The organism is Telluribacter humicola, from assembly GCF_017355935.1.
In the GTDB taxonomy this organism is placed as follows: domain Bacteria; phylum Bacteroidota; class Bacteroidia; order Cytophagales; family Spirosomataceae; genus Telluribacter; species Telluribacter humicola.
Genome location: NZ_JAFIQT010000005.1, coordinates 41,990 through 65,266, shown reverse-complemented (window position 1 = coordinate 65,266; position 23,277 = coordinate 41,990). Strand labels below are relative to the sequence as shown.

The following is a 23,277-nucleotide window of genomic DNA, read 5'->3' as shown; positions in this document are numbered from 1 at the left end:
TGGCATCAGCTATCTCCTTTTTCTTTTTCCAGGCTACTTCCTTAATTGACTTTCGTATAGACTAATCCAACTATCAGTACTCATTTTTTGGGCTAGTTGTCCTATCAGTGCATAAGGTATCGTTTCCATTTTTTTGAAGCGAATGCAGCTTTTACCCATATCAAGTTTGGTTGAAGTATGTTTAAGGTATTCTGATGTAAACCATTCCATCAACTCAGGACTCGCGTACAGGCCCATGTGATACAGGGCAATGAAGTTTTTCTGTGATGCCAGGCTAATAAAAGGCAAAGGGAGCTTCGGATCACAGTGGTAGCCACGAGGGTATACCTTGTGTGGCACTACGTATCCGATCATCCCATAACTTATGGTCTCTTCGTAACCCGCGGGAAGATTGGTCAGGATGGCTTGTCGTAGTTTTTGTACGGCCTCTTTACGCTCCAGGGGGAGCCGCTCGAGGTAGTCTTGGGGAGTATCCGCTTTTACTTCCATGTGCATCAAATAGTTAAGTTAACCGAATATACAATATGGATCAGAGGTTGGCAATCTACCTACTCCACTAAACTCCGGTACTGGTAAAACCAGGTTGTTCACCGACGTACATCAACTGTTCATATTCGGACACTTTTCCGCCCGCACCGCGCTACTAGCTACTGATTATCAACCTATTACATCCGTATCAAAAACAGGCACGTTATTTTCTCTACAAATGTGAAACATATAAATCACTATGGAAAGAAACTACCTCGGTGAATTTGAAGAACTCGTACTCCTGACGGTGGCGGTCCTGCATGACAATGCATACGGAGTAGCCATTACCGAAGAAATCGAAAAGCAGACCGGACGCACAGTCAGTCTTAGTGCCGTACATGCGGCTCTGAACCGACTTGAGGAAAAAGGTATGCTCAGTTCGCGTCTGGGTGATGCTACCGCCGAGCGGGGTGGCCGACGCAAACGTCTCTTTACTGTATTATCACTAGGTAGCTATTCCCTGCAAAGTATCCGAGAAACCCGCAACCGGTTGTGGGATTCTATATCACCGGATGTACTACCGGCCTTTAGCCTATGAAACCAACTACTAACCCACCCCGCTGGGCCGATCAATTGCTCTCCTGGTTTTGTGCGCCTCACCTGCTTGAAGAGGTACAGGGTGATCTCTACGAGAGGTTTCAGCGAAGAGTGCGGGTATTTGGAGTGGAGACCGCCCGACGACAATATGTATGGGAAGTACTAAGCTTTATAAAACCCTTTGCCATAAAACGTAAATCTAACCAAACAACCTCACCTTTTATCTTCAGCCATGATATGATCAAAAACTATCTCAAAATCGCCATCCGGAATCTGCAGCGGCAGCGGCTGTACGCTGTCATTAACGTACTGGGTCTGGCGGTAGGCCTCGCCTGCTGTCTGACCATCTACCTGTTTATCAAAGATGAACTCAGGTATGATACTTTCCACGAAAAAGCCGACCGAACCTATCGCCTCCGAAATGACAGGATATCCGAGGGCCGCGTGAATCACATGGCCAGGTCAGCTCCAGCTTACGGTCCGGCCATGAATGCCCATATCCCGGAGGTAGAGAAAACCTTCCGCGTTTTCTCCTTTAACGATCCGCTGGTTGTATACAACAACAACCGGTTTAAGCAGACGGGATTTATTCTGGCTGATTCTACCATCTTTGATATACTTACCTTGCCGTTGGTACGGGGGAATAAGGAGGAGGTGCTAAAAGGACAAGGTTCGCTGGTCATTAGTGAGTCGATGGCGGAGCGGTACTTCGGAAAAGAAGACCCTATAAATAAGATCCTGACCGTGGACGGTGGATTGAAAATGAGGATTACCGGGGTCATGAAGGATATGCCACGTCACTCTCACCTGGAACTAAATGCCATTGGCTCGTTCAGTACGCTACGCGATATTATTAGCGACCACGCCCGCCTGGAAAACTGGGGATGGCAACAGATGTTTACCTATGTACTGCTGACGCAGGGTGCTGACCCCGCCAAAGTAACTGACAAGATCACTGATATGGTGAAACGATATGCCAATCCCGATCAGAGGGACGATGCCTACCGTACTTCATTGCAACCGCTAAAAGACATCTACCTGCATTCGGCGGAGCTGGAGTACGATATAGCCCGCAAAGGTAACATCCGCTATGTGTATGCCTTTGCGATCGTGGCCCTTTTCACCCTGCTGATCGCCTGCTTTAACTTCATGAACTTATCCACCGCACGCTCCATGCAGCGGGCCAAAGAAGTAGGCTTGCGTAAGTCTATCGGCGCGCAGCGAAGCCAGCTAGTAGGACAGTTCCTGGGTGAGTCTATGGTCCTGACTGCACTGGCTATGGTACTCGCCATTGGCCTGACTGCGGCGGTACTGCCAGTACTTAATAACTGGGCCGGTAAGGAGTTGTCCCTGTTAGAAGCTCTGTCGCCTATGCTGCTGTTGCAGATACTGGGTGCTATGCTGGTGGTAGGCCTGCTGGCGGGAGTCTATCCAGCGTTTTTCCTTTCGGCCTTCCAGCCCATCAAGGTACTTAAAGGTACCATTGAGTCGAAGGCGCAGGGAGGTTATGGTCTCCGTAAAACCCTGGTAGTAGTTCAGTTTGCCGTATCAACGGCCCTGATCATCGGGGCGGGTGTCGTGTACTATCAGCTCAACTACGTTCAGCAAAAGAATCTGGGCTTTAATAAAGAGCAGCTCGTGATCATGCCCTTCCAAACTGATGAAATGAAGCGCGACTACAAGAGCATCAAGCAGGAGCTCCTGCAGAACCCTAATATTGAATCAGCCACCGCTTGCTATGGCTTACCAGGAGGAATTTTTGCCGGCGATGGGGTGAGGCTGCCAGGTCAGGACAAGGAGGTAGGCATCAGTATGTTCCTGATTGATCCGGATTATATCCCTACCCTCGGAATGGAAATGGTGGCAGGTCGTAACCTATCTGATCAGTATGGTACTGATGCGGAGGAAGCCTTCATCCTGAACGAGACAGCCGTAAAATCACTGGGCTGGGGTAGTCCGGAGCAGGCACTGGGTAAAGAAATGCTGTGGCCAAAGTGGGTACCTTCCAATCCGGCTGATACCCTCAAGCGTGGTAAGGTGATCGGAGTTGTGAAAGACTTTCACTACAAATCCCTGCACCAGAAAATCGAGCCGCTGGTACTACACGTTCATGAGCCGGCCAACTATACGATGGTAGCGCGGGTACGTCCCGAGAAAATGTCCGCAGCACTAGACTTCCTGAAGACAAAGTGGGAAACACGGGCGCCGGAGTTTCCTTTCGAATATGAGATCCTGGATCAGCAGTTCGCGAAGTTCTACGAGAGCGAGCAGATATTCAAAAAGCTGTTCCTGCTGTTTACGTCTTTGTCCGTTTTCATTGCCTGTCTGGGTCTGTTAGGTCTTGCTACCTTTATGGCACAGCAGCGTACCAAGGAGATTGGAATCCGCAAGGTGATGGGTGCCTCAGTGCCCGGTATTGTTTTGCTACTCTCCAAGGATTTCCTCAAGCTGATCCTGATCGGTATAATCATCGCCTCACCGCTGGCCTGGTACTTTATGAACCAATGGCTGCAAAGCTTCTCGTACCGTATCGATGTACAGTGGTGGATGTTTGCCCTGGCGGGCCTGCTGGTAGTAGGGGTAGCATTGCTCACGGTGAGCTTCCAGAGTATCAAGGCCGCCCTTATGAACCCAATCCAGTCTCTCCGGTCGGAGTAGTTCATTAAATTCCATATTGGCTCGTACTGCAAAATTATATTGAATAACTATAAAGCTTTATCCCTGTATATGTACCGGGATAAGGCTTTATAGCTTTAGAGCATTTCCCCTCTTTTATCAAACCATATAGTACCAAAAGAAAATCGACAACTACAGCACAAGATTATTCGCAGAGCAAGATCTGCACACTCTTATAGAAACGGAGACAGTACATTTGTTTCAGAAAAAGAAAATGCCCTGGCGAATAAGGGTAGTAAGCCATGAAAAATTTTAACAGTTCTGAACAAATGGAAACACTTACACGTACACCCAAAGCACAGGTATGGCAGTTTGCTACAGGCTTCGCTAACACACAGGTAACCTACACACTGGTTAAATCAGGTATCATAGAACAGTTACGCGACGAAGAAAAATCTTTAGAGCAACTGGTATCAGTCGGTCCGTTCAATAAAGATGTTCTATACAGGGTACTGCGATTTTCCTCGGCCATAGGTTTGGTAACCTGTACCGATGGTTCTTACTCGCTTACCGAAACGGGGAGGCTTCTCCTGAAGGGTGTACCCGGGAGCATGTACGGTGGAATCCTGTTAATCGGTACCGAACCCTGGCAAAGAAGCTGGAATAATCTGTTGCACTCCCTAAACACAGGCGAACCGTCCTTTGATTCGACCATGGGGGCACCCCTATTTGATTATCTGAATAACCATCCTGAATATGATAGTCCTTATAACGACTGGATGACCTCCTCTACGCTGATGTCGGCCAGAGCTATTGCCGAAGCCTATGACTTTTCACTGTATCATACCCTTTGTGATATAGGTGGTGGCCAGGGAGTATTACTGAAAGAAATCATGACGGCTTATCCTCATCTCGATGGTATCCTTTACGATCAGGAAAGTGTGGTTGCTACTCATGTTTTAGATGAAATGTCTGGCCGGGTAGAAATTCATTCGGGTGACTTTTTGAAGCAGGTACCGGCGGCTGATGTGCTTATGATGAAAAGCGTCCTGCACGACTGGGATGACGCTAAATCCCTCCAGATACTGGCTGCCTGTAAGCAGGTTATGACTCCTGGTACTAAATTATTGATACTCGATATGGTGGTTGCGGATGAGTCAGACCACATCGGCCTATTTTTTGACCTGCACATGCAGGTACTACTCAACAGCCGCGAACGTACCGAAGCCGAATTCTATACATTGATAGAGAAAGCCGGTTTAAAGATAGACCAAATTATTGCTACCAGGTCGCCTCTTAAAATTATCGAAGTATCTTGCTAACTTGACCAGAAACCGGTTGACCGCAGAAGAATCTTTTAGCCATGATTAAAGAAGTACTTACCCATATCTCCCGGCATCTGGATGAAGAGATCTCTCTGGACCAGCTGGCTCAGCTTTGTGGTTATTCTCCCTACCATCTGCATCGTCAGCTCAAACAGGAGTTGCAGGAGCCGATCGGTAGCTTCATCAAGCGTCAGCGCATGGAAACGGCGGCATATCTGCTATCCCTTACACCACTACCGGTTGCTCAGATCAAGTACATGGTAGGCTATGCCGATGACAGCGCATTCAGCAGAGCGTTTAAGGATATTATGAAGTGTTCGCCAACCCACTTTCGCTCCAACAATCTACTAAAAGAGGGTCTCAAAAAGCAGGAAGGGTACGTATCACTGACGGCCCGTGCCACCCACTTTCCAGCTCAATCGGCCATCGTGTTTCCAAGTCTGGGTAACTACTTTTCAAAAGATATATATAAGGTATGGAAGGATGTTAAGGAGTATATTCAATTAGCCGGTGCTAATGAAGCGGACTTTGACTATTACGCGGTATTACACGGCTGCCAGAACGTCACCACCGGCCCCAATCGCTACGATGCTGCTCTGGTACCTAAGCCGGGTGTTCACCTGCCCGCTGATAAATTCTTTAAGAGCACTTTACCCGAATGCCGCTTTGCCTCTTACAACTTCTGCTGCCCCGTAGAAGAGTTGCAGCAAACAGCCATGGTCATCACCAAACACCTGTTAGAGCAAACACAGTGGCAACATAAGGAGGGAGTTTCGTATTTTAAGTTTCATAGCCTGCCCGATTATCAGCAGCCGGACAACCAGCTCATAACCTGGCACATTCCGATCATTTGACGCTTTAGCTAAACTACTTATACTAAAGTACCCAAACCTGCTCATACTAAGCAGGCAGGCTCAACTTTGCCCAAACTTTAACAAAGTTACCCATTAAATAGAAAACCTATTAGCCATGAAAACTCTTTCCGCTTACCTCAACCGAATCAACTACACGGCTACACCTACAATATCCGTAGAAACTCTCGTAGCCCTCCACCGGGCGCACACCCTAACTGTTCCCTTTGAAAATCTGGATATAATCAATGCAATACCTATTCAACTGGACCAGCAGCAGTTTTACCACAAGATCGTAGGACACAACCGGGGAGGCTTTTGCTATGAATTGAACGGGCTATTTAAGCTGTTACTTGACCAGATTGGATTTCGCTCTTGGTTTATATCCTGCAATGTCTATTCACCCCGCATCGGTGGCTTTGCTCCGGACTTTGGTCATTTAGCGATCATCGCTGAGGTGGAGGATAAACTGTATCTGGTTGATGTGGGATTTGGTGACGCTTTCATTGAACCACTTAAACTGGAATTTGATACTCATCAGAACCAGTTTGGCAGCTATTACCGGCTCACCCGCTTACCAGACGAGGAAGTTCTACAGGAAAAATCTTCGGATGGTAATAGCTACAGCAAGCTGTTTAAGTTTACGCTCAAAGCCAGAGAACTATCCGAGTTTGAACAGCTGTGTCAGATGCACCAGCATTCGCCTCAGGCCCCGTTCAACAAGCAACCTCTCTGTTCCAGACCTACACTTGATGGTCGTATTACCCTCACCAGCAAATCACTGACCACAACCAGACACGGGGTAAAGCAGGAGATTCCTATCACATCAGATACCGAATTTCAGCAAACGCTCTCAGACCTGTTTGGTATTGCCTGGGAGACAAAGGCAGCAGTAATTATTTAATGATTCTGTAAAGTAGTACAGCCGAGGCTCTGCTTAATACAGCAGAGCCTCGGCTGTACTCATGGTACCTGTTTCTGATCTAGGATTTTTTTAGTAACCATGTGGTCAACCGAGTATTTTCCATTACCCATCACCAGGAGTACCAGGTACATGAGCATGTACAGCAGGGGAAGTTCCTTCTTACCGAACGGGTCGCTGCCGTGGGCAATGAAGGCTGCTACCACCATGGTAAAGAGTAAGGGGATGGTCGCTAATCGGGTGCCGGCTCCGATTAGTATCAGCAGCGAACATACTACTTCAGCTAGTACTGCCAATACTAAGGAAGTACCACTACCCAACACGATGGGATCGCGAAAGGCAAAATCACCTCCTAGGAGTTTCATCAGTTTTGGATAGCCATGGGTAAGCATCAGGGCAGCTACACCTACACGGACGATGAGCAACAAAATAGGGAGATAATCAGAGGGATACGAGGTTGAAAAAGAACGCTTCATGTACTGGAAAGGATAAAATACGGTACCTTATGCAAGGCTTTGTCTACTGCAAGTAAGTAAATACCGCATGGAAAATGATTATCCTTTATTGATCAGGTACAGTAAGTTTTGCCGGTAGGCTTCGCTGACGGGGATGTGGGTAATACCTATAGTTACCTGGTGTCGCTCCACCTTTTCGATCCTGGCTACAGCCACCAAGAAGCTACGGTGTACTCGGACAAACCTTTCGGTGGGTAGCATATTGGTAGCTTCGTTGAAGGTAATACGGGAGAGTACCTTCTTGTCCCGCAGGGCAAATGTCACGTAGTTGCCGTCCGCCTCCAGGTACAGGATGTCGTCAAAGTAGACCTTTACCTGATCGTACCCTGTCTTCACAAACACATGATCCAGGGCCTCCACCGCATTTCGACTGTTGTATAGTTCCAGCGCCTTATTACATCCCTTGATAAACCGGGTGAATGAAAAAGGCTTTAACAGGTAGTCTACCGCATCCATCTCATAGCCGGTTACGGCGTGGTCCGAATAGGCGGTGGTAAAGATCAGCAGGGGCTTGCGGGGCAGACTATTAAAGAAATCGATGCCGGATATATCCGGCATTTTTATATCCAGAAATATCAGATCTATACTTTCAGTTTGTAAGAATTCCAGCGCCTTGAAGGCATCCGTAAACTCCGCAACCAGTTCAAGGTAGGGTACTTTGGAAGCATGGGACTTAACGATCTCCAGAGCAATGGGTTCATCATCAACGGCAATGGCTTTCATAGGTACTTATATAGTAGGGGGCACGATCATGCCAGTCGCAGAGTCAGGTGAACAAAAAATTCTTTTCTGGTTTCGCGTATCATTAACTCGTGTCGACCCGGATAGAGCAGCTGCAACCGTTGCTTTACGTTGGTCAGTCCTATTCCACTCTTATCTTTTTCCGGATCGTTGGCCAGTTTAGGGTGCTTGCTGTTATGTACATCAAAGTAAAGTACTTTATCTTTTACTTCTAGCGTCACTACTATATGCGATGGCTCCCGCAGGCTAATGCCGTGTTTGAAGGCATTTTCGACGAAAGGGATCAGTAGCATGGGAGCTATCTGGACGGGCTGTACCTGCTCTTCTATCTCGGTCTGTACAGTTATCTGCGGATTCGGGTCGGTACGTAATTTCTGTAGGCTGATGTAATTATTCATGTACTCAACCTCCCGGGCTAGTGGTATTTTATCCTGCATATTTTCCTGTAACATAAATCGCATCATATCTCCCAGTCTTTCGATGCCTTCACTTGTTCTCTCGGCTTTTTCCTGAATGGCTGTCCCATAAATCGTATTCAGGGCATTGAACAGAAAGTGTGGGTTAATCTGTGACCGTAGAAAGTCAAAATTGGCGTGGGTTTGTCCCAGTTCCTTCTGGAGTACATAGAGTGCTTCGTTGCCTTTGGTATACCGCTTGAATAGTACCCAGGCCAGGGGCACTGTGATCAGGAGCTGGCAGACTACATTAAAAAAAGCAGTTCCCATAGAAGTTTCCGGATCATCGGATAAGATAGTCAGGATCAGAAACAGCGCGGGTAACAACAGGATCAGGGCCGGTACCATGCGAAGCAGGTACGATCGGAAGGGCTTCCTTTTGGCCGATGCTGCCGGAATGAACCAGAAAAAACCTAAACAGTAGACAAGAATACCGGCAGGAATCATCGAACCCCAAGACAGAATAAGAAATGAATCAGCCTCCACAACAAGCAGTAGAATAATACTGATAAACCAGACCACCATAGCTCCCAGACTATCCTTGGTGACGGTACGATACTTATGCGGAATAGCGTCTGAATCATTGATCAGTAACAACCCCAGGTATTTGATTAAAGAGTAAATACTAACCAGAAAGACAAGGAGTAAGGCGACACCGTAACCATTACGGAAAACTATACTATATACTTCCTCATTGGAGGCATAGGTACCATAGAGGTAGTATCGCGAGTAGGTTTCGGTTACGCCCAAAGTAAAACCGGTGATCAGAAACACTAAAAAAACTAGGTACAACTGGTTTTGTACCTCTTCCCGCTGGAATAACCGGGGCGCTATCCGGAAATTGAGTAAGAGAAAGGCCAGATATAAGGCAGTGTAGCGAATACTATTTGGAATTAAGTAGTTCTCGTAGAAGTCAAAGGGCAGACCAGCTTTTTTGAAGAGATGCTGAGGAGTATCCTGCAACTTGTCCGCGGAGAACAGTGTAGCCAGAATGGATATATAAATAAAGGTGGCAAGCCAAAGTTCGACTCTACTGATGGTTTCAGGTTTTTTAAGGGTAGCTAGCATAATGTAGTTATAATATTAGTACTCAAAGCAGGCATAATCTACTTACTCCTTTACCTTTTTAGTGTTAAATTCCAGAAGCGCCAGCCCAAGAAAAAGGACAGCGTACCCTACTGATATCAAGGTCAAAGTTGAAAGACCAGGAGCGAGCTTTGGAAATACTACCATCATAGGAATGACATTGGGGAAGTACTTTGCATAGGGCCAGTGGAGTTCTGCAACCATTACGGCAGATAGAATCCATAAGCCAATGCCTACTCCAATAGGCAGCAGGAAGCTTTTAGAGCGGATTCCCAGCCAGAACTGGAGCCCGAGGGTAGCCAGGATGGACATGTAGCTGATGGCATTCATTTTTAAGAACTCCATCCAGTTTATGGTATGCTCCCAAAGAACCAGGGTAGGATATAGTACTGATTTGGTTGTAAGCGAGACAAGCATGAACAGGTTATGGAGCAGTATGAACAGGAGGATCAGCACCTGAATGACCAGTAGTTTGGAGAAAAAAATATGACTGGTGGATTGAGGAGAAGTGAGTACTTGTTTCCAGGTGTTGTTTTTGTACTCTATCTGAGGTAGTAGTGTAGTAATGAGAACAATGTACATGGGCAGAAACATAATGTTCATAGCCCGCTGGCCCTGCCTGAAGTATATATTCCACGGGTCGGTCTTCAGTTCATTCAGGCCTTCACCCGATTCATAGTCAAAGAACATGAAGAAAGGCACCAGGATGGCCGCGGTACAGCACAGGTACCAAAGCGAGGTTCGGCGAGTCTTGAGTAGCTCAGTCCGGAAGGAGGTCAGCAGGTTCATTCGTGGCTGGGGGTTAAGGTAGGGGTAGTGGTTAAGTCAATGAAAAGCTGCTCGAGGTCGTGTACTTTGGGCTGAAGCAGGTAAATATCAAGGTCCTGCTCAAATAGGGTGCGGCTGATCTCAGCGGCCTGTTTGAAATCCTTGATGGTTATAGAAAGGGTTTCTCCGCTTCGCTCGGGGTGGTAATGATACAAGGCTCGGATGGCAGCGTCGTTATCAGAGGTGTGCACCAGCAGCCGTGAACTATATTCCTGCAGCCGGAAGAGTTCCTGAATAGAGCCCTGAAACTGCATACTGCCCTTGAAAATAATACCCAGGTGGGTGACCATCTTTTCAACTTCAGATAGGATATGGCTGGATACCAGTATAGTCATCCCCTCCTCCCGGTTAAGCTTTTTAATCAGTTCACGAAGTTCAATGATTCCGCTGGGGTCCAGTCCGTTAGTAGGTTCGTCCAGAATAAGCAGCTCCGGCTGAGGTAACAAGGCCAGGGCCAGGGCCAGGCGTTGCTTCATGCCCAACGAAAATTGCCTGAACATTTTACGTCCTGTCTGGCCCAAGCCTACCAGCTGAAGCACATGGTCCATCCTGGCTATGGAGGCGCCATATATAGGCCGGTATACTTCCAGGTTTTCGCGGGCTGATAAATGTCCGTACAGCGAGGGTGACTCGATCAGAGAGCCTACCTTTCTTAAGATGTCACTCCGATTGGTGTGTAGCTCCTGCCCGAATATCTCTATATTACCCTGCTGTACCTTCAGGAGGCCAAGTAGCAGGCGTAGTGTAGTGGTTTTACCGGAGCCATTAGGTCCCAGAAAGCCGTAGATCTGTCCCCGCTGAATATGCAGGTTAATATCTGCCAGTGCCTGGAACTCTTTGGAGTAGCTGTACTCCAGAGCGGTGGTTTTGATGATGGAAGAGTCTCTCATGGTTACAAATAAGAATGGTATAATGGCTAATTGATGAGTAGGTACTAGTTGGTCGCTTTGACTTCCTGGCTTGTAGTTTGATCAGGATTGCCAGGTTTGCGTAAGGCTATCGTTACATCCCATCGGCCTTCCTGATGCTTTATGCTTTCGGCCAGATTATTCCTGGTCCGGAAAACCAGTCGCTCATCTTCATCAATGGAAGGAATGAATGCATGATTGCCCTGGTAGAGCAGCCGGAAAGGTCGTCCTCCCACAAACTGCGCCTTTAATTGGCCATTTTCACCAAATACGAGAAGTTCACGCGTCCCCTGTTTTAGCTGATAAGTGTAGGTACCTGCGTAGCGTGCTATTGCCTGAGGAGTCAGTGGAAGGTCATGTACCTGTACTCCCAGCGCTTCGCGGGCCAGCGCTTTAACAATTTGCCCCGGATTTCCTTTTCCGGAGTTGGTCAGTACTGCAACGGAAAGGTCAGAGTCAGGATAGTGAGCCAGCGCGGTAACAAAGCCGTTAGCTCCTCCCCCATGGAAAACCTGCCAGTGCCCATTGAGCTCGTCCAGCTGCAAACCGTACCCATAGCCAACTGTATCGCCTGACATAAGTACGGTGGGTGTAGTCATCTGTGCCAGGGCCTTCGGTGAAACCACTTTCCCGGTGTGAAGCAGATACGACCACCTTACCAGCTCACCGGCCGTAGCACACAGGGCCCCTGCCCCACTGCCTATCTGCATACTCAGATAGCGGGCATTTTGTAGTTTATTCTTTTCGAATTCGTATCCTTCCGCCCGATTTGGAATAATTCTGGCCTCATTACAGTAAACTGTTTTAGTAAGTCCCAGTGGCTGCAACAGCTCCCGCTCTACATAGTCGGCCCAGGGAGTACCAGTCACCCGGCTTATGATTTCGGCCAGTAGATAATAAGCGGTATTGTTATAGGCATATTTTTCTCCGGGCTTGAAATCAAGCGGTTGCTTTCCAAACAGTTCAACCATCTCATCATAGGTTAGATCTTGTCTAAACCGTTGCCGGTTTTCTTCTGCGAGCGCACGGTACCCCTTGATGCCCGATGTATGATTAAGCAGATGGTGAATGGTGATGTGATGACCCTGTGCCGGATACGCAGGCAGGTATTGGGTTATCGAATCTTGCAGCGAGATTTTCCCGGCTTCCACGAGCCGCATGATGGTGGCCGCCGTAAACTGCTTGGTTATTGAGCCTATCTTATATACCGTTTCGGGGCCGGCGGCAACTCCCATCTCTACATCGGCGATACCATACCCACGGACAAACACAGTTTCACCCTTATGAGCGATGGCTATGGTCAATCCCGGTGCGTGTCCGGCCTTGATATAGGCCTTGGCTAACGAATCAGCGGTGGCTTCCACTGTGTTAAGGTGATGTACTCTACCTGAAATGCTTTTTGTAGTTGAAGCTTGGTACTTACTAGCTTCAACCTGCTGAGCGGAAGCTGTATTCATCAGCCTTAAAACCAAAAACAGGATGCTCACGCAGATTTGTGTAACAAATAGTCTTGTAAGAAATGAGGTTTTCATGATACGTGGAATTAGTTCTCAGATGGACGCTGCTAGTAGGCAAACAAGGTTAGGCAACTAATGCGGCGACTGAAAACAGATGTGACGAAAGCCCCGAAATATGGGACGGAATCACTGATCAGAGCAGTATGCCAGTAAAATTGACGACTGCTGGCAGTAGCTGGTATTGCTCAGAATTGGGAAGTTTGCGATATTGTAGCCACTATTCAGGAGATGGCCTTAGGACAGTTAGTTGGTGCTCTCCCTGTACACATGCCTCCTAACTACCTCTTATCATGGAAAAAGCTCAGCTCGAAACGCTCAATACCCCGACGGACTATCAGCGACTGCCCCGATTAAGTTCTACTTTTTTACATTGGTCTTCGGTCATACTGGTAGCTACAGTCTGGGCCAGTGCCTGTCTATTTGGCTTGTATATACTGGCTTTTTACGCCGCTGCTTTGTATCAGGGGGATATGGAACGCTGGAATGAGGTACTACCCGGCCTGTATGATCGGGGCTCGGCGGCCACTACTTCGGGTATAGGGCTTCACTTTGCTACGGGCGGGATCATCCTGATCCTGGGTAGTATTCAGCTTATGAGCAGCGTCAGGGAGCGATACCCTGCCGCTCACCGGTGGATAGGCCGCGTGTACGTTCTGGCCTCTCTACTTGCAGCTGTGGGTGGCTTATCATTCATTGCTCTGAAAGGTACCATAGGTGGTCCTGTTATGGACATTGGATTCGGACTCTACGGAATATTAATGTTTATAGCAGCCATCCAAACGTACCGCCACATCAGAGTGGGTCGTGTGGAACAGCACCGGGTGTGGGCACTCCGGTTATATGCTTTGGCGATTGGCTCCTGGCTGTACCGTATGGACTATGGCTTCTGGTTTTTCTTTACCAAAGGCATAGGTCATACCGATACATTCTCTGGTCCCTTTGATCAGGTAATGGCCTTCTTCTTTTACCTTCCCAATCTGCTGGTTACCGAAGCATTCATTCGGGCTAACAACTACCGGGCCTCTACTGCATTGAAAATACTAGCCTCTGTCATCCTGCTACTAGCAACCTCTTTTCTAATATTGGGCACATACTTTTTTACTATACACTATTGGGGACCAGCTATATTGAACTGGTTGCCTGATCTTACATAGTAGGTAGCTGTTTCAGTAGATGCAAAATAGCAATTATTGAAGAAGTGTTGAACTTCATAGACAGAAGTCTGAGGAGCTCTTTGCCCACTCTTATACCCATTCAACATCTACTCATAGTTATAACTCCACTTTACATTCGTTTTTTTACCCCAACTAAGCACTTTCTTTCGCTTTCTACTGAATATCAGCCTACAAATCAGGAATAAGAGCTTATGTCACCCGTTTATATTTAAATTTTTTACTAGTATAGTCCAAATCTGTTCACTAATAACCTGTCTGGTACACTATTTTATTATTTATACTATATGCTGAATGTACCATTTCAGATTTATGTCTGGTAAGTCATTCACCATTTAAACAGTATAAGTTACACTTATAGATTTGTTAATCTTAATTGTAATAAAATTAGAACATATCCACTCAAAATTATGAACAGGATAAAATCACCTCATCAACTCCAACCCGGCGATTGCTTTTACTACCGCAATAGTATCGGCGAAGATATAAAGCTTTGGAAAGTAGTAGCAACCGGTCTTAATAGCCTGATTGCTTCTGGCGAAAATGTATATTGTAAAGTACCTTTTTACTACGAAGAGTTAGCAAAGCCGGAGGGACACTTCTGCTACGTGCAACCTCAGCCGAGTTTCTTTAGCTCGATCATGTCGGCTTTCGCTCACCGGCAACACCAGAGCGAAGCGGATTGGGATGATTTGCCTGCTCAACCTGCAGGTGGTTTTGCCATGTGAGCTTGTGTGACTTCTGACACATACCAGATCAAATAATGAAGTCACCAAGAGGACTATCTACATGGTAGTAAGTACCTACTGATTCAGGCTGGATACACTATATAGAGGTAATGGGGAATGGACATCAGCCTTAGACCAATTATCATGTAGTGTCCATTTTAAAAGCTACACGTCCAGATACGTATAAGCCGGAGCGACTCTGGTGAATACAGATCAGGAGTACATGCTGTTTTTAAGGCTAAAGCCTCGATATTTCTTGTATCCTATACAACTACAAACGAGATGTAGGGGTGTATCTACTATAGATAGTAAGCCAACTGGCAGGATATTGATCTGGTATCCTATTTTTCATCCTTCCTCCTTATTTATTCACTGGCGCAAAGTCTAGTGACTTCACTCTATAAATCCATAGATGCATAGCCATGTAGGGCTTGCTGCATACCATACCTATTATGAATAAGTCCTTACTAAAAAAATTTGTTATTCCTGCTGCACTTACTGTCACAGCCCTGATATTACTTGATGCTTATTTTCTGGAAAAGTACTTTTTTGAGATTAAGAAATTCAGGATTGGTCGTATTAACTCTTCCGGACGCCCTATCCGACTACTACAACTTTCAGATCTACACCTCAAGGACCACCTTACCTATAACTACATTCGTTTAGCAAAAACCGTTAGAAGGTTACAACCTGACCTCATTCTGATTACCGGCGATGCCATTGATACACATGGCAGCATAGACATATTACAATCATTTCTTGATCTGCTGGACACGGATACTCCAAAAGCTGCTATTCTTGGAAACCATGAATACAGTGCTGACATAGATATTAAAGAGTTGAAGAAGCTTTATGAACAATATAATTGTAACCTGCTCATTAATGAATCCAAAGCATACCAGATCCGGGGGGAAAGAGTTATGGTTACGGGTTTGGATGATTTACTCAACGGCGAAAATGATATTCAGAAAGCTTTTAAAGAAGTAAAAGCCGAAAAAAACCACCTGGTATTGATACATAGCCCCCAACATCAGGAAAGCCTGAAAGAAGTTCTTGCGGATATAAATGGGTCACGCAGGTCAGAAGATAGAATCAATGTGCAGTACCTATTCGCCGGACATAACCACGGTGGTCAGATAACTCTTGCGGGACAGATTGTTCCGTACTTACCTGACAAATCAGGTAACTACCTTAAAGGTTGGTATAATCAGGCCCCCCCTTACTTGTATTTATCCAAAGGATTTGGTACCTCAACTGTCCCCTTCCGATTTGGGGCCAGGGCTGAGATTACAAGCTTTCTGTACAATACCTAAAGATCAACCTTAATGACTTTAAAGGTGCAGAATGAGTTGTAGGAAATAAATAATATACTATATAATTGTTAGGATAGTGTAGTGGAATAAGTTAGTGTGGGTCATCTGGTAATAAGTCCTGTCAGGTAATAAGCATTGCCTGACGGGACATTAATTATTCATTGATTAATGAATGTAGCTCTACCTATATAGAACTACTAACCTTGGTACCTTCAGATGAGCCACCTTCGGTTATAGCTATTAAGAAACTTCACCTCCTTTGTACCACTCATCAATCAACCGGGAAGCAATAGATAGTGGAGGAGGTAGTTTTATGGTACCATTTTGAAGCTTTTCTGCAAGTTCTTCCCTCGTCACCCATACGGCCTTCTCTATTTCCACCTGGTCAAGTTTGTAGTCCATACTAGTGGACTGTGCCGTAAATCCAATCATAATAGAAGCCGGGAACGGCCACGGCTGGGAAGAGTGATACTGGATGTTTTCCAGCACCAGGCCTGTCTCTTCCATTACCTCACGCGCCACGGCATTTTCCAGACTTTCCCCAGGTTCCAGAAAACCAGCTACCGTGGCATACATACCCTCCGGCCATATTGATTGTCGTACGAGCAGGCAATGCTCACGGTAGGTAATCAGCAAAATAATGGCAGCATCGGTTCGGGGAAAATGTCGAAGCACACAGTTCGGATTTATACACTGCAGTACATGGCCGCCCTCTATACTTAAGGTCTTACTACCACACCGGCCACAGTACTGATGCGTACGATGCCAATGAACCAGGGCTCTGGCGTAGGCATAGAGGCTGCCTTCGTCCTGCGTTAGGAGCACTCCTATGTCCCTGAGGTCTTTGAAGTGTTGTTCAGCCGGGAACAGAGTGGCAACGGGAGAGTCATCGGGCAGGGCAAAGGCAAAGTAGGTAACCCCTTCAAGAATACCCAGAAAAATAAGCGGTGCTGAATCTGTAAGCAAAGGAGTAGCTTGGTCATAGGAAAGATACACCGACTGTATAGGATCGACTGCCGTTACCAGGTTCTTATTCTTCCAGACCGGAATGAAGCGGGTGGCCGGATCATGTAGCTTTGACTGTATATACTGCTCATCTACCCTTGATTCAGATACGCGCTGCAAGGTACCGGCTGCAAAAACATTGGTTTTCTTGGAATGATAGCTTAGCATAGAAGCCCTTATGTTTGACATCATGCAGTATAGTACTACGAACAACCAAATCTGGGCTGTAGTTTTTGAAACTACTACCACAGCAATCTCTCTCCCCTACTTGAAGCTAAACATAGTTTTGATACTTTTAAGAATTGATTTTGCTTTCGCCTTATCACCAACTGCTTATACTTGTTTCACACTATAAATAATTAGCCAATGAAATTCAGAAAACTTGGAAATACCGGTGTAGAATTGTCTGCCATCGGACTGGGTTGTATGGGGATGAACCACGCCTATGGCCAACCCGATGATAAAGAATCTATTGCAACCCTGCAAAGGGCCATTGAGTTGGGCATTACCTTCTGGGATACAGCAGACATGTACGCCAATGGGGAGAATGAAAAATTAGTGTCGGAGGTACTGGTACCTAATCGTGATAAAATATTCCTGGCTACCAAATTTGGTTTCAAGCTGGATGATGACGGGAAGCAGGTATTTGATGGCTCTCCTGCCTATCTAAAAATTGCCGTGGAGAGGAGCCTCCGGCGGTTACGTACCGATTACATTGATCTTTACTATGCCCACCGCGTAGATCCTAATGTACCCGTTGAAGAAACCGTAGGTGCTATGGCCGAACTGGTCAAAGAAGGTAAGGTTAGGTACCTGGGACTATCAGAGGCTTCGACCGCATCCATCCGGAAAGCCCATGCTGTACACCCGATCGCTGCGCTGCAGAGTGAGTACTCGGTACTGACCCGTGAGGTAGAGGATGAAATACTCCCTCTGACCCTCGAACTAGGCATTGCCTTTGTACCATTCAGTCCGCTGGCCCGGGGTCTGGTAACGAATACCCTTGATATTTCAAATCTAGGTGAAAACGATTTCCGGCGGAAGCTACCCCGCTATCAGGACGAATATGCCATAAACAATCAGAGGTTGGCGGAAGAATTCGCAGCAATAGCCAGCTCTAAAAATGCGACACCGGCTCAACTTGCCCTGGCATGGGTACTTGCACAGGGCGAGACGATTATTCCAATACCCGGTACCAAGAAAAGAAAGTACCTGGAAGAAAATGCTGCCGTGGTTGACATAACCCTGACAAACGAGGATTTAGTCGCAATTGAGAAGTTACTCCAGAAGTACCCTAATACTGGCCCCCGCTACAATGCTGAAATGGCTAGAATGACGAATCATTGATAGAGAGCTTAGAATGTGTTTGGGATATGAGAGAAACTGGTAGCCGTGTCATCTTTGTGGTCGCCAAACAACAAAGCAATGACCAAACAGTTTACTAAACTGACGGCACAGGCCGCCCTGCGACTCCCAGTGGGCTGCAATATCGCCCTATCTCAACCTTAATCGCAAGCGTAAAATTGATTTATACGAAGTTATGAATGCTATTTTATGGTTACTCCGTACAGGGTGTCAATGGCGAAACCTGCCCGATAGTTTCCCGCCTTGGCAAGCTGTATATTACTATGGCTCCGGCCACCCGGTTTAGCCACTGGAAAACTGATGGTACTCTTGAGCGCATCAATCGGGAGTTGAATCAGTTAGATCGAAAACAAGAAAACCGCGAAGCCTATCCATCCGTATTTTGTATTGACTCTCAGAGCGTTAAATTAGCTCCGATGATCTGTGAACATCGAGGCCTTGACCCGCACAAGAAAATTAACGGCCGAAAAAGAGAACGCTTAGTGGATACGGGCGGGCGTTTATGGGCTGCTGACGTGCATGCGGCAAATGAGGCTGATGGCAAGGCATTTTTACCTTTGATAAGTGATATTTTATGGCATGGTGAACGAGTTGAAAAGGTTTTTGGCGACCAGTCTTATGGAGGCGTTTTTGCCAGGGAGTTATCAAAATGGGATATCGATTTTGAAAAAGCATCCCGCCCAGAATCGGCTCAAGGCTTTGTACCTGTCGCCAAGCGATGGGTCGTTGAGCGAAGCATTGCCTGGACGAATTTCTTCCGCCGAGTAGTTAAAGATTATGAGTATACAGTATCTTCTTCGGTTGCATGGTTGCTTCTAGCAAATATTCAGATAATGCTGCAACGAATCAAGCCAAGGAACCAAGCTTAATTCCCAAACACGTTCTTATGGTGATTCTGGAGAGGCACCCAGCTTCGCGTGAATTAAATTTACAGTAGTAGCTCATTACGCTACTAAACCAAAGCCCGAAAGACTAACTACGTTGGACCTTCGGGCTTTTTAGCTATTCAGCTATACTACTCCATTCTCACTTCGCAAACTATACCGTACACGCAAAGTAACTTTTGCAAAGAAAGTAGTAAGGCTTCCAGTAAAATTTTTGTTCTTTTTCTAAGAAAACGTAGACACGTAATCAATTCAAATACAGTGACTAGATAGATGTCAATAAATTTATATGTGTTATTTTCACACAAAGCCCGTAGGGGTAAAAGAATCGCCAGGTAGTCCATGATTAAACTTAAACTATAATTTATTAAGTATAATACCGGATACTTGTACTCTTTCTTTTATGAATAGGATCAAAATATTTAAATGATTTTAGATTAGTAAACTATTCAACCTCCCCTCGCTCCTGACGTGGTAGATACTTTGATGATTCGAGTAGATGACCTTTAAAATGGTACTATTCGCACAAAGAGATAAGTCTAAATCCACCTGATGTACTTAAAAAAACAAATTATTTGCCTATGCCTAAACCCTAAATGCTTCCAAAATTCCTAAAACTGGATTGCGCTACGACAGTACTGGACAACCTATTGTCACAACCGGTAACGGTGCCATCAATAATCATATACAATGTCTTTTTTGATATTAGCATCCTTAACAACTCAATTTATTTATGAATAAACCTTTGACTAATTCCAAACCTAACCATCGGCTTCCAGGACTACTCCTGCACATAAGCCTGGCCGTTGGTATATCGAGCTTAGCCATGGCTACTCCCTCTGAAAGGGATAGATCTCTATGGACTGTAAGTCAAAAGATCAACGTAGCCGACGTGACTGTTAGAGGTACTGTAACCGATGAAACAGGCGCACCCCTGCCCGGTGTAAGTATACTTGTAAAAGGCACTTCCAGAGGTACTACTACGGATGTAAACGGTACCTTTAGCATAGCCGTACCCGATCAGAGCGCGGTACTGGTATTTAGCTTTGTCGGTTACGAAACGATGGAGACGCCAGTTGGTAACAATACCAATCTGAATATCCAGCTAGCCACCAATGTAAAAGCTCTGAGTGAAGTCGTAGTAGTTGGGTATGGTACCCAGAGCAAGAGAGATGTAACCGGTTCTATTTCGTCACTCAACACCCAGGTAGTTAAAGATATGCCTATCACCAATATAGGTGAAGGCATGGCGGGTCGTATGCCTGGCGTACTGGTACAGCAGGCGTCAGGTTCACCGGGAAGTGGCCCTGCTATCAAGATCCGGGGTTTGGGTTCTATCAGCGCCGGTAATGGCCCGTTGATCGTGGTAGATGGTCAGCCGTTGAACCCTGGTGATCCAATCACTGGAAACCTGATCAGCGGCAGTGGTCTTAACCTCATCAACCCCAATGACATCGAATCTGTAGATGTCTTGAAAGATGCCTCCGCCACGGCCATATTTGGTTCGCGTGGAGCCAATGGGGTGGTGATGATCACGACTAAGCGGGGTAAAGCAGGCAAGAGCACCGTTAGCTTTGACTACTATACGGGTATTCAGGAGGTAAGCAAGACCATGGATATGCTCAATGCTCAACAGTTTGCTGATTTTAATAAAGATGGTTCGAACAATGCCTATCTGGATCGCGTGCCTGGAGCCTCTATTAACGATCCTAATAGTGCTCGTCCCTCCGGTCAGCGCTACCGTTACCCCAGAGGTGAATTTCCTAATCTGAATTTCGATGATCCGGCCAGCTTACAGTCTTACGACTACCAAAGCCTGATTTTCCGGAAGGCTCCCATCAGCAACTACCAGCTATCCGCCTCCGGCGGTACCGATAAGGTACAATACATGGTATCGGGTAACTACCTAAAGCAGGATGGTATCATCCGAGAATCGGGTATAAACCGTTATACATTTCGTTCCAATATTGATGCTCAGCTTCTCCCGAAGGTAAAGGTAGGTATGAGCCTTAGCCCCAGCTACACCATGGATCGCCGGGTGAACTCAGATGGTCACTGGGCCAGCAACGGAGTTATTAACTCGGCCCTGGCGCTGGTACCTGTCATTCCTGTATTTCAGGCAGATGGTGTAACCTATAATTCGCAGGCTTCGGTAGCTGCTCCCTACGACTGGCCAGGTGTAACTAATCCTGTAGCTAACATTACCGAAGCTGATAATCATGTCAATACACTTCGTCTGTTAGGTAATACGTACCTGGAGATTGGTATCTGGAATAACCTGAAGTACCGGGGTAGTGTAGGTGGTGACCTTACTTTCCTGCGGCAGAACCAGTTCCGCGCCTCTTCGATGCCTCTTAACCAGCTACTCCCCCCTAACGTAAGTACAGGTTCCTCGGCCACGAACGAGAACATCAGCTGGGTAACCAACCACGTACTTGACTATAATTTTGAGATGGGTACCGACCACCGCTTCAGCGCGTTGGTGGGGGTGGAAGCCCAGAAGAATACCTTCGAGCTCAATCGTATCGAAGCCAATAACTTCCCAACTGATATTGTACGTACAGTCAATGCCGGAGTAATATCGGGAGGTACTTCGCTTAAAGAACAATGGTCCATGGCCTCTTACTTCGGTAGAGTAGGTTATACCCTGCGCGACAAGTATATATTCAATGCCTCGGTACGTCGTGATGGCTCCTCACGCTTCGGAGCCAACAAACGCTATGGTACATTCCCTTCGGCATCAGTAGGCTGGCGTGTCAGCGAAGAGCCTTTCCTGAAAGATGTAGCCGCAATCTCGGAGCTGAAACTGAAAGCCAGCTTTGGTCTGTCCGGTAACAATGCTTTTGCTAATTATGGCTCAGTAGGTACACTGGCTATTGATAACTACGTATTCGGAGGTGGACTCAGAAATGGATTGGCTACCAACCTGATCGGTAACCCGAACCTGACCTGGGAAAAGAGCCGCCAGACGGACATAGGTATGGAATTGGGCTTGCTCAGAAACCGTATTTTCCTGACCGCCGACTACTATTCCCGTATTACTTCAGATCTGCTTCTTCAGGTACAGGTACCATCGGTAACCGGCTTTACATTTGCTAACCAGAACATCGGTAAGGTAGAGAACAAGGGAATGGAATTAGGCCTGATGACCCGTAATGCCGTGGGTAAATTCACCTGGACTACGGATCTGAACTTCTCCTTCAACCGTAACAAGGTACTGGCTCTCGGGCCCACCGGTGACGCTATTCGTAGCGGATCGGGCGTAGGCGAAACCAATATCACAGTCATTGGTCAGCCCCTTGGTAACTTCTTCGGTTATCAGCAGCTGGGTGTATTCCGTGATCAGACCGATCTAGACTCTTATCCTCACTTTGCGGATGCCCGTCCCGGCGACGTAAAATTTGCTGACGTTAACAATGATGGTATTGTGGATGCCAATGATCGTACAATCATCGGGAACAACCAACCTAACTTTGTGTATGGCTTTAACAACACTTTTACGTACGGTGGATTTGATCTTAGCATCTCAACCCAAGGTGTGCAGGGTGGCGAAATCCTGAATCTCAGCCGTCGCTTTATCGAAAACCTGGAAGGAAACCAGAACCAGCTTACAACCGTACTGGATCGCTGGCGTTCGCCTGAGCAGCCCGGTAATGGCACCGTACCCAGAGCTAACATGCGTACCACCGGTAATACCAATGCTATTTCCAGCCGCTGGGTAGAAGATGCCAGCTACTTCCGGATCCGGAATATTACGTTAGGTTATAACATTCCCCGTACCCTCTCTGAGCGTGTAAAGGTTCAGAACGCCCGGGTATATGCTGGTGTTCAAAATGCCTTCACATTCTCAAAGTACCTGGGATACAACCCGGAAGTAAGTGGATACGAAAGTGCGTTGACCGGCGGAGTTGATTACGGTTCTTATCCCCTAGCCCGTACCTATACCATCGGTGTGAACTTCTCTTTCTAGTCAAGGAAGGT

At 46.6% G+C, this 23,277-nt stretch carries 20 protein-coding genes; 12 read left to right on the top strand and 8 right to left on the bottom strand.

Annotation, left to right across the window (positions count from 1 at the left end):
• Positions 1 to 33 precede the first annotated feature (33 nt).
• A complete protein-coding gene (locus JUB14_RS19880; protein WP_207508578.1) occupies positions 34 to 489 on the bottom strand; it encodes a DUF1801 domain-containing protein in 456 nt (151 codons plus the stop codon).
• A gap of 238 nt (positions 490 to 727) precedes the next feature.
• Between JUB14_RS19880 and JUB14_RS19875 the strand changes: the two genes are divergently transcribed.
• The 5 genes from JUB14_RS19875 (at position 728) to JUB14_RS19855 (ending at position 6,761) form a co-directional block, all read left to right on the top strand.
• A complete protein-coding gene (locus JUB14_RS19875) occupies positions 728 to 1,066 on the top strand; it encodes a PadR family transcriptional regulator (RefSeq protein WP_207508577.1) in 339 nt (112 codons plus the stop codon).
• On the top strand, positions 1,063 to 3,723 hold the full coding sequence (locus JUB14_RS19870; RefSeq protein WP_229368061.1) for an ABC transporter permease: 2,661 nt from the start codon (positions 1,063 to 1,065) through the stop codon (positions 3,721 to 3,723). Before JUB14_RS19875 ends, JUB14_RS19870 begins: the two co-directional genes overlap by 4 nt.
• Before the next feature lie 260 nt (positions 3,724 to 3,983).
• Positions 3,984 to 5,003, top strand: a complete 1,020-nt coding sequence (locus JUB14_RS19865) for a methyltransferase (RefSeq protein WP_207508576.1) — start codon at positions 3,984 to 3,986, stop codon at positions 5,001 to 5,003.
• Between the two features lie 41 nt (positions 5,004 to 5,044).
• Entirely contained in the window at positions 5,045 to 5,860 is an 816-nt protein-coding gene (locus tag JUB14_RS19860) for a helix-turn-helix domain-containing protein (RefSeq protein WP_207508575.1), read from the top strand.
• Positions 5,861 to 5,975: 115 nt separating this feature from the next.
• Positions 5,976 to 6,761 (top strand): arylamine N-acetyltransferase family protein, encoded by a 786-nt coding sequence (locus JUB14_RS19855; RefSeq protein ID WP_207508574.1) that lies wholly within the window; start codon positions 5,976 to 5,978, stop codon positions 6,759 to 6,761.
• A gap of 59 nt (positions 6,762 to 6,820) precedes the next feature.
• Here JUB14_RS19855 and JUB14_RS19850 read toward each other — a convergent pair whose 3' ends face one another.
• The 6 genes from JUB14_RS19850 to JUB14_RS19825 all read right to left on the bottom strand — a co-directional run bounded on the left by JUB14_RS19850 (position 6,821) and on the right by JUB14_RS19825 (position 12,769).
• A complete protein-coding gene (locus tag JUB14_RS19850) occupies positions 6,821 to 7,255 on the bottom strand; it encodes a DoxX family protein (RefSeq protein WP_207508573.1) in 435 nt (144 codons plus the stop codon).
• 78 nt (positions 7,256 to 7,333) lie between these two features.
• Entirely contained in the window at positions 7,334 to 8,017 is a 684-nt protein-coding gene (locus tag JUB14_RS19845) for a LytR/AlgR family response regulator transcription factor (RefSeq protein ID WP_207508572.1), read from the bottom strand.
• Positions 8,018 to 8,043: 26 nt separating this feature from the next.
• Positions 8,044 to 9,558, bottom strand: a complete 1,515-nt coding sequence (locus JUB14_RS19840) for a sensor histidine kinase (protein ID WP_207508571.1) — start codon at positions 9,556 to 9,558, stop codon at positions 8,044 to 8,046.
• Positions 9,559 to 9,600: 42 nt separating this feature from the next.
• On the bottom strand, positions 9,601 to 10,365 hold the full coding sequence (locus tag JUB14_RS19835; RefSeq protein ID WP_207508570.1) for an ABC transporter permease: 765 nt from the start codon (positions 10,363 to 10,365) through the stop codon (positions 9,601 to 9,603).
• Positions 10,362 to 11,294: an ATP-binding cassette domain-containing protein gene (locus tag JUB14_RS19830; RefSeq protein WP_207508569.1), complete on the bottom strand. Its 933-nt coding sequence runs from the start codon at positions 11,292 to 11,294 to the stop codon at positions 10,362 to 10,364. The genes JUB14_RS19835 and JUB14_RS19830 overlap by 4 nt, the downstream gene beginning before the upstream one ends.
• 44 nt (positions 11,295 to 11,338) lie before the next feature.
• Positions 11,339 to 12,769 carry a serine hydrolase domain-containing protein gene (locus JUB14_RS19825; RefSeq protein ID WP_207508568.1) on the bottom strand — a complete coding sequence of 477 codons (1,431 nt, stop codon included), beginning with the start codon at positions 12,767 to 12,769 and terminating at the stop codon, positions 11,339 to 11,341.
• Positions 12,770 to 13,119: 350 nt separating this feature from the next.
• On the opposite strand from JUB14_RS19825, the gene JUB14_RS19820 reads away from it, so the two are divergent.
• From JUB14_RS19820 to JUB14_RS19810, 3 genes are all read left to right on the top strand, one after another.
• A complete protein-coding gene (locus JUB14_RS19820; RefSeq protein ID WP_207508567.1) occupies positions 13,120 to 13,983 on the top strand; it encodes a DUF2306 domain-containing protein in 864 nt (287 codons plus the stop codon).
• A 428-nt stretch (positions 13,984 to 14,411) separates the two neighbouring features.
• Complete coding sequence (locus tag JUB14_RS19815) at positions 14,412 to 14,729, top strand: hypothetical protein (RefSeq protein WP_207508566.1); 318 nt, start codon at positions 14,412 to 14,414, stop codon at positions 14,727 to 14,729.
• A gap of 452 nt (positions 14,730 to 15,181) precedes the next feature.
• Positions 15,182 to 16,042 (top strand): metallophosphoesterase, encoded by an 861-nt coding sequence (locus tag JUB14_RS19810; protein ID WP_207508565.1) that lies wholly within the window; start codon positions 15,182 to 15,184, stop codon positions 16,040 to 16,042.
• Between the two features lie 240 nt (positions 16,043 to 16,282).
• Here the strand turns inward: JUB14_RS19810 and nudC are convergent, their stop codons facing one another.
• On the bottom strand, positions 16,283 to 17,215 hold the full coding sequence (gene nudC, locus JUB14_RS19805) for an NAD(+) diphosphatase (RefSeq protein ID WP_207508564.1): 933 nt from the start codon (positions 17,213 to 17,215) through the stop codon (positions 16,283 to 16,285).
• Between the two features lie 198 nt (positions 17,216 to 17,413).
• Here nudC and JUB14_RS19800 point away from each other — a divergent pair, with 198 nt between their 5' ends.
• From JUB14_RS19800 to JUB14_RS19790, 4 genes are all read left to right on the top strand, one after another.
• Positions 17,414 to 18,394, top strand: coding sequence for an aldo/keto reductase (locus tag JUB14_RS19800; protein WP_207508563.1), 981 nt, complete (start codon positions 17,414 to 17,416; stop codon positions 18,392 to 18,394).
• A 139-nt stretch (positions 18,395 to 18,533) separates the two neighbouring features.
• Positions 18,534 to 18,698 carry a transposase gene (locus tag JUB14_RS28180; RefSeq protein WP_374757827.1) on the top strand — a complete coding sequence of 55 codons (165 nt, stop codon included), beginning with the start codon at positions 18,534 to 18,536 and terminating at the stop codon, positions 18,696 to 18,698.
• A complete protein-coding gene (locus JUB14_RS28020) occupies positions 18,676 to 19,281 on the top strand; it encodes a transposase (protein ID WP_374757826.1) in 606 nt (201 codons plus the stop codon). Before JUB14_RS28180 ends, JUB14_RS28020 begins: the two co-directional genes overlap by 23 nt.
• Before the next feature lie 748 nt (positions 19,282 to 20,029).
• On the top strand, positions 20,030 to 23,266 hold the full coding sequence (locus tag JUB14_RS19790) for a SusC/RagA family TonB-linked outer membrane protein (RefSeq protein ID WP_207508562.1): 3,237 nt from the start codon (positions 20,030 to 20,032) through the stop codon (positions 23,264 to 23,266).
• The last annotated feature ends 11 nt before the right edge of the window (positions 23,267 to 23,277 follow it).

Bases quoted from the DNA above. Each gene is read 5' to 3' on its own strand.
- JUB14_RS19880 (WP_207508578.1), bottom strand. From the start codon at position 489: ATGGAAGTAAAAGCGGATACTCCCCAAGACTACCTCGAGCGGCTCCCC.
- JUB14_RS19875 (WP_207508577.1), top strand. From the start codon at position 728: ATGGAAAGAAACTACCTCGGTGAATTTGAAGAACTCGTACTCCTGACG.
- JUB14_RS19870 (WP_229368061.1), top strand. From the start codon at position 1,063: ATGAAACCAACTACTAACCCACCCCGCTGGGCCGATCAATTGCTCTCC.
- JUB14_RS19865 (WP_207508576.1), top strand. From the start codon at position 3,984: ATGAAAAATTTTAACAGTTCTGAACAAATGGAAACACTTACACGTACA.
- JUB14_RS19860 (WP_207508575.1), top strand. From the start codon at position 5,045: ATGATTAAAGAAGTACTTACCCATATCTCCCGGCATCTGGATGAAGAG.
- JUB14_RS19855 (WP_207508574.1), top strand. From the start codon at position 5,976: ATGAAAACTCTTTCCGCTTACCTCAACCGAATCAACTACACGGCTACA.
- JUB14_RS19850 (WP_207508573.1), bottom strand. From the start codon at position 7,255: ATGAAGCGTTCTTTTTCAACCTCGTATCCCTCTGATTATCTCCCTATT.
- JUB14_RS19845 (WP_207508572.1), bottom strand. From the start codon at position 8,017: ATGAAAGCCATTGCCGTTGATGATGAACCCATTGCTCTGGAGATCGTT.
- JUB14_RS19840 (WP_207508571.1), bottom strand. From the start codon at position 9,558: ATGCTAGCTACCCTTAAAAAACCTGAAACCATCAGTAGAGTCGAACTT.
- JUB14_RS19835 (WP_207508570.1), bottom strand. From the start codon at position 10,365: ATGAACCTGCTGACCTCCTTCCGGACTGAGCTACTCAAGACTCGCCGA.
- JUB14_RS19830 (WP_207508569.1), bottom strand. From the start codon at position 11,294: ATGAGAGACTCTTCCATCATCAAAACCACCGCTCTGGAGTACAGCTAC.
- JUB14_RS19825 (WP_207508568.1), bottom strand. From the start codon at position 12,769: ATGAATACAGCTTCCGCTCAGCAGGTTGAAGCTAGTAAGTACCAAGCT.
- JUB14_RS19820 (WP_207508567.1), top strand. From the start codon at position 13,120: ATGGAAAAAGCTCAGCTCGAAACGCTCAATACCCCGACGGACTATCAG.
- JUB14_RS19815 (WP_207508566.1), top strand. From the start codon at position 14,412: ATGAACAGGATAAAATCACCTCATCAACTCCAACCCGGCGATTGCTTT.
- JUB14_RS19810 (WP_207508565.1), top strand. From the start codon at position 15,182: ATGAATAAGTCCTTACTAAAAAAATTTGTTATTCCTGCTGCACTTACT.
- nudC (WP_207508564.1), bottom strand. From the start codon at position 17,215: ATGCTAAGCTATCATTCCAAGAAAACCAATGTTTTTGCAGCCGGTACC.
- JUB14_RS19800 (WP_207508563.1), top strand. From the start codon at position 17,414: ATGAAATTCAGAAAACTTGGAAATACCGGTGTAGAATTGTCTGCCATC.
- JUB14_RS28020 (WP_374757826.1), top strand. From the start codon at position 18,676: ATGGCTCCGGCCACCCGGTTTAGCCACTGGAAAACTGATGGTACTCTT.
- JUB14_RS19790 (WP_207508562.1), top strand. From the start codon at position 20,030: ATGAATAAACCTTTGACTAATTCCAAACCTAACCATCGGCTTCCAGGA.